Raw genomic sequence first — 4,920 nt, 5'->3', positions numbered from 1 at the left:
GCCGTACGCCGAAGCGGGCCTCGACGCCGTCGCGCACCTCGCGGGCGAGGGTGAGCAGATCGGCCGTAGTCGCGCCGCCACGGTTGGTGAGCGCCAGCGTGTGCTTGGTCGAGAGGCTGACCCGCTCGTTGCCGTGCCCCTTGGCGAAGCCGGCGTGGTCGATCAGCCACGCGGCACTCGACTTGACGGTGCCGTCTGACTGTGGGAAACGAGGGGCGTCCGCGGGCAGGGCGTCGGCCTGCTCCGGCGTGAGCAGCGGGTTGGTGAAGAACGACCCCGCGCTCCAGGTGTCGTGGTCGGTGGCGTCGAGCACCATGCCCTTCCCGGCGCGGAGGGCCAGCACGGCGTCTCGCACGTCGCGCAGCGGCGCCCTCTCCCCCGGCTCCACGCCGAGCGTGCGCGCCAGCTCGGCGTACGCGATGGGTGCGCCCTGCTCGCCGCGCTCGAACCGGAAGGTGACGTCGAGGACCACGTGGCGCGCGGGGTCGGCCTTGAAGCGGCTGTGGCGGTAGCCGAACGCGCACTCCTCGCCGCGGAAGGTGCGCTCGCCCTTGAGGACGCGGTCCCAGACCCGGACGGCGGTGATCGTCTCGGCGACCTCCTGGCCGTAGGCGCCGACGTTCTGGATCGGCGTCGACCCGACGGCGCCGGGGATGCCCGAGAGCGCCTCGACACCGACCCACTCGGTGGCGACCGCGCGCGCGACGAAGTCGTCCCACGGCTCGCCGGCGGCGACCGTCACCTCGACGTGGTCGTCGTGCTCGTCGGCGGTCACGCCGGTGGTGGCGACCTTCACCACGAGGCCCGGGAAGCCCTCGTCGGCGACAACCAGGTTGCTGCCTCCGGCCACCAGCAGGACCGGCGTGCCGGCGGCATCGGCGTCGGCCACCGCGGCGACGAGCGCGTCTGCCGTCGTCGCCTCGACGTACGACCCGGCAGGGCCGCCGAGGCGCAAGGTGGTGAGGTCAGCCAGGAGAGGTGTGTGGAGCACGGGGCGACCCTAACGTCTCGAAATGGAGCGAGGGCGGCCACCCGGATGGGTGACCGCCCTCGTGAAGGCTCTGGTGGGAGCCCCGCTGGGATCAGCGGGTCTCCTTGTGCGCCGTGTGCTTGCGGCAGCGCGGGCAGAACTTGTTGAGCTCGATCCGGTCGGGGTCGTTCCGACGGTTCTTCTTGGTGATGTAGTTGCGCTCCTTGCAGTCCACGCACGCAAGCGTGATCTTCGGGCGAACGTCGCTGCTCTTGCTGGCCACTGGGAGTCCTTAGGTTCTGGATGCTGCGGGTGCAACTGGTGCTGGTGGTAGCGGGGGCGGGGATCGAACCCGCGACCTCACGATTATGAGTCGTGCGCTCTAACCACCTGAGCTACCCCGCCTCGAAAGGTGGACGGCCCGCCTTGCGACGGGGCCCTCCCTCTCAGAGCCCCCTGTCCGGATTGAACGGACGACCCCTTCCTTACCATGGAAGTGCTCTACCACTGAGCTAAGGGGGCAACGAGGGAGAACATTACAGACCCCGAACCGGCGCGCAAAATCGGGTGCCCTTGATGGTCATCACACCGGGTTTGCGGTGCCATTTCCGGTACGCCGGGGGGCCGCGGCGACTGTCAAGGCGCGGCGAGGCACGGCTTCGCACGTGCGAGGTGACGTCCGGGCACGGGCTCGCACAGGGCAGGACAGATGCGCACGTGCGAAGGGGTGGCCCGATCGACGGTCAGGCGCGGCCGCACTACCAGCGCGCGACGACGTAGGTGAGGCCGAACGGGTCACTGCGACGCACCAGTCTCGCCTCCGCGACGGGCGGAACGAGCGCGGCGGCGATCGGCCAGGTGTGGCGGCCGGTGACCAGCAACTCGGCGGCTTCGGGTCGCGCAGCCAGCGCGGCCAGGGCGGGAGCGTCTCCGGTGTCGAGCGCGGCGGCGAGGGCGTCGTCGTACGGGAAGGAGCGCTCGTCGATATGGCCGGGTGCCGCCTGCGAGCGCGCAGCCGCGCCGTCGCCGAGGACCACGAGAGCGGACCTGACGCGCGGGTCGAGGAGTCCGGCGAGGTCGACCTCGCCCTCGGTGCACTCGAGGAAGTGCGCCGGCAGGTCGACGTCGGCGAGGCCGAGCAGGTGCTCGCCGACCTGCGCCGCGAGCGAGCGCGGGCCGCCGTGGACCGGGCGCACCCGGGAGGGGTCGTGCCAGTCACCCGGCGCCTCGCGACCGCCGACGGGGCAGAGGACCAGCACCTGCTCCATGCCGTGGCACGCAGTGCGGACCGCCTCCACTGCATCTGCCCGGAGCTCGGCCACGGGATCGGCCGCACCCGAGAGATGGCCGAAGAAGAGGGGCGTCATCGGCACGAACGCCGTGAGTTGCACGCCGTGCGGGTTCGGGGCCGCGTAGGGAAGGCTCATGCGAGCGCCCTCGTGGCGTTGACGGGTGGGCGGGTGCCGCGGATGGAGGCCACCATGTCGAGCGTCTGCCGTGTCTCGACGACGTTGTGCACCCGGAAGACCCGGGCGCCGTGCCAGGCCGCGACGGACGTGGCCGCCAGCGTGCCGATCAGGCGCTCGCCGGTCGGGAGGTCGAGGGTCTCCCCCACGAAGTCCTTGTTGCTGAGGCTCACCAGCACCGGCCAGCCGGTGCCCACCATCTCGTCGAGGCGCCGGGTGATCTCGAGCGAGTGCCACGTCGTCTTCTCGAAGTCGTGGGCCGGGTCGATCAGCAGCGACTCACGGGCGACGCCGGCCTCGAGCGCACGCTGCGCCAGCGCGACGGTGTCGTCGATGGCGGCGCGGACGACGTCGGCGTACGTGACGCGGTGGGGTGCCTGGCGCGGGGTGGCCCCGTTGGTGTGCGTGCAGACGTACGCCGCGTCGTGCTGCGCGGCGACCTCGACGAGCCGGGGATCGTGGCCACCCCACGCGTCGTTGAGCAGGTCGGCGCCGGCCTCGCAGACCGCCTGGCCCACCTCGTGGCGCCAGGTGTCGACGGAGATCACTACCTCGGGGAACTCCTCCCGCACGCGCGCCACGAAGCCGACCGTGCGGCGCAGCTCCTCCTCGAGGCCGACCGACTCGCCGGGGCCGGCCTTCACCCCACCGATGTCGACGATCTCGGCGCCCTGCTCGACGACCTGGCGGACGCGGTCGAGGGCCGCGCCCTCGGCGTAGGTCGCTCCCTTGTCGTAGAAGGAGTCGCGGGTGCGGTTGACGATCGCCATCACGAGGAGGCGGTCGTCAGGAAACGAATGCCGTCCGAGGCGGAGTTCACTGCCGGGCATCTCAGTCCTGGATCCGCGCGAACGGGTGCGCCTGCTCGAGCTCGAGCGCCAGCGCGAGCAGACGCGCCTCCTGACCCGCGCCTGCGGCGAACATCATGCCGAGCGGCAGGCCCGCGGAGGTCTGCGCAAGCGGGAGGGAGATCGCGGGGTCGCCGGTGGCGTTCTGCAGGGGAGTGAAGGCGACCCAGTCCATGAGCCGCTCGATGATCGTCTCGTAGGACTGGCCGGGGTCGAGGTGGCCGATCTGCGGCGTGGCATGGGCGACGGTCGGCGTGAGGGCGACGTCGTACGACTGGAAGAAGGCCGCGGAGGTGCGGCCCGAGCGGGCCAGCCGGGTGATCGCGAGCGGCACCTTGGGCGCGTTGCGGAGGCCGTGACGGGCGAGGCCGAGCGTGAGGTTGTCGAAGCGGGTCGGGTCAACCTCCTTGCCGAACCGGAGGCGCGAGGTGCGCACGAGGACGGTGGCGAGGAAGGCCCAGTAGAGGAGGAAGTCGTCGGGGAACGACGCCGGCACCGGCGGCTCGACCTCCTCGACGTGGTGGCCCAGCCCCTCGAGCAGGGCAGCGGTCTTGAGGGTCAGCTCGCGCACCTCGGGGCTGGCCTCCCGGCCGACGCTGGAGGTGACGACGGCGATGCGGAGTCGCTCGGCGGCCGGAGCGGTGACGTCGCCGATCGGGATCAGCTTCGGGTTGCGCCAGTGGCGCTCGGCCTCGCGGAGGAAGGCCGCGGTGTCGCGCACGCTGCGGGTCACGACGCCGTCGGAGACGATGCGAACGGGCATGTCGCGCATCATCTTGTCCTGCAGGGTCCGGTTGCGCGTCGGCTTGAGACCGACCAGCCCGCACGCGGACGCCGGGATCCGGATCGAGCCGCCGCCGTCGTTGGCGTGGGCCAGCGGGAGCGCGCCGGAGGCGACGAACGCCGCCGCACCGCTGCTCGAGGCGCCCGCGGTGTGGTCGGTGGACCACGGGTTGCGGACGGGGCCCAGGCGCGGGTGCTCGGCCGAGGCACTGAAGCCGAACTCGCTCAGCCGGGACTTGCCGACCGGGTGGAGGCCGATCGCGCGGAGCATCCGGACCCAGTCGCCGTCGGCCCTCGCCTCACGGCCCGGGAAGGCGTCGGTGCCGTGGCGGGTGGGCAGCCCGGCCACGTCGACGTTGTCCTTGGCCAGCGTCGGCAGCCCGGTGAAGAAGCCGTCGTTGGCCGTCCACACCGCGTCGTACGCCGGGTGGGCGAGGCCGCCGAGGACCGGGTCGACCGCCTCGATGCGGGCCCTGACGGCGGCGGTCAGCTCCTGCGGGGAGACCTGCTTGGTGCGCAGGAGCTCGACGAGCCCGACCGCGTCGTGGTCGGAGAGGACGTCATCGGCGAAGGCGTGGAGGCGGGCCATGCGCCGACCCTAGCGCCCGGGCACCAATCAGGACCGCCGGTATTACTCAAAAGTCATATGGCCGTCGTCGGTGCCTCACAGCAGGAGCAGCGCCAACGGGGTCAGCAGGCTGATCAGGAGCGCGGTCAGGCCCATCGCGAGGCCGGAGAAGGCGCCCTCCGTCGGGTGCTCCCGAAGGGCCCGGGACGTGCCGATGCCGTGGCTGGAGGCGCCGATCGCCAGGCCGCGGGCTCGGCGGTCGCGGACCCGGACCAGGTCGAGCAC

The 4,920-nt window shown here is 72.1% G+C and carries 6 protein-coding genes and 2 tRNA genes; all 8 read right to left on the bottom strand.

The annotated features are described in order from the left end of the window. The coding region (locus VLF38_RS09940) for a UDP-N-acetylmuramate dehydrogenase (protein WP_325271105.1) at positions 1-991 on the bottom strand (991 nt) is incomplete at its 3' end. Between the two features lie 91 nt (positions 992-1,082). Beyond that, positions 1,083-1,253, bottom strand: coding sequence for a 50S ribosomal protein L33 (gene rpmG, locus VLF38_RS09935; RefSeq protein WP_107700766.1), 171 nt, complete (start codon positions 1,251-1,253; stop codon positions 1,083-1,085). Between the two features lie 45 nt (positions 1,254-1,298). Next, positions 1,299-1,375 (bottom strand) — tRNA-Met (locus tag VLF38_RS09930). 45 nt (positions 1,376-1,420) lie between these two features. After that, a tRNA-Thr gene (locus VLF38_RS09925) sits at positions 1,421-1,492 on the bottom strand. Positions 1,493-1,728: 236 nt separating this feature from the next. Continuing rightward, positions 1,729-2,397: a hypothetical protein gene (locus tag VLF38_RS09920; protein ID WP_325271104.1), complete on the bottom strand. Its 669-nt coding sequence runs from the start codon at positions 2,395-2,397 to the stop codon at positions 1,729-1,731. Next, entirely contained in the window at positions 2,394-3,206 is an 813-nt protein-coding gene (gene folP, locus VLF38_RS09915; RefSeq protein ID WP_325271103.1) for a dihydropteroate synthase, read from the bottom strand. Before folP ends, VLF38_RS09920 begins: the two co-directional genes overlap by 4 nt. Positions 3,207-3,267: 61 nt before the next feature. Then, complete coding sequence (locus tag VLF38_RS09910; RefSeq protein ID WP_325271102.1) at positions 3,268-4,656, bottom strand: amidase; 1,389 nt, start codon at positions 4,654-4,656, stop codon at positions 3,268-3,270. A gap of 75 nt (positions 4,657-4,731) precedes the next feature. Further along, a partial coding sequence (locus tag VLF38_RS09905; protein ID WP_325271101.1) for an LrgB family protein occupies positions 4,732-4,920 on the bottom strand: 189 nt, incomplete at its 5' end.

The sequence above is a fragment of the Nocardioides sp. genome, from assembly GCF_035481145.1.
Lineage (GTDB): Bacteria > Actinomycetota > Actinomycetes > Propionibacteriales > Nocardioidaceae > Nocardioides.
The sequence above is the reverse complement of the archived record's forward strand: the minus strand, read 5'-3'. Positions and strand labels throughout refer to the sequence as shown.

Coding starts and splice junctions, on each gene's coding strand:
- VLF38_RS09920 (WP_325271104.1), bottom strand. CDS start 2,397: ATGAGCCTTCCCTACGCGGCCCCGAACCCGCACGGCGTGCAACTCACG.
- folP (WP_325271103.1), bottom strand. CDS start 3,206: ATGGCGATCGTCAACCGCACCCGCGACTCCTTCTACGACAAGGGAGCG.
- VLF38_RS09910 (WP_325271102.1), bottom strand. CDS start 4,656: ATGGCCCGCCTCCACGCCTTCGCCGATGACGTCCTCTCCGACCACGAC.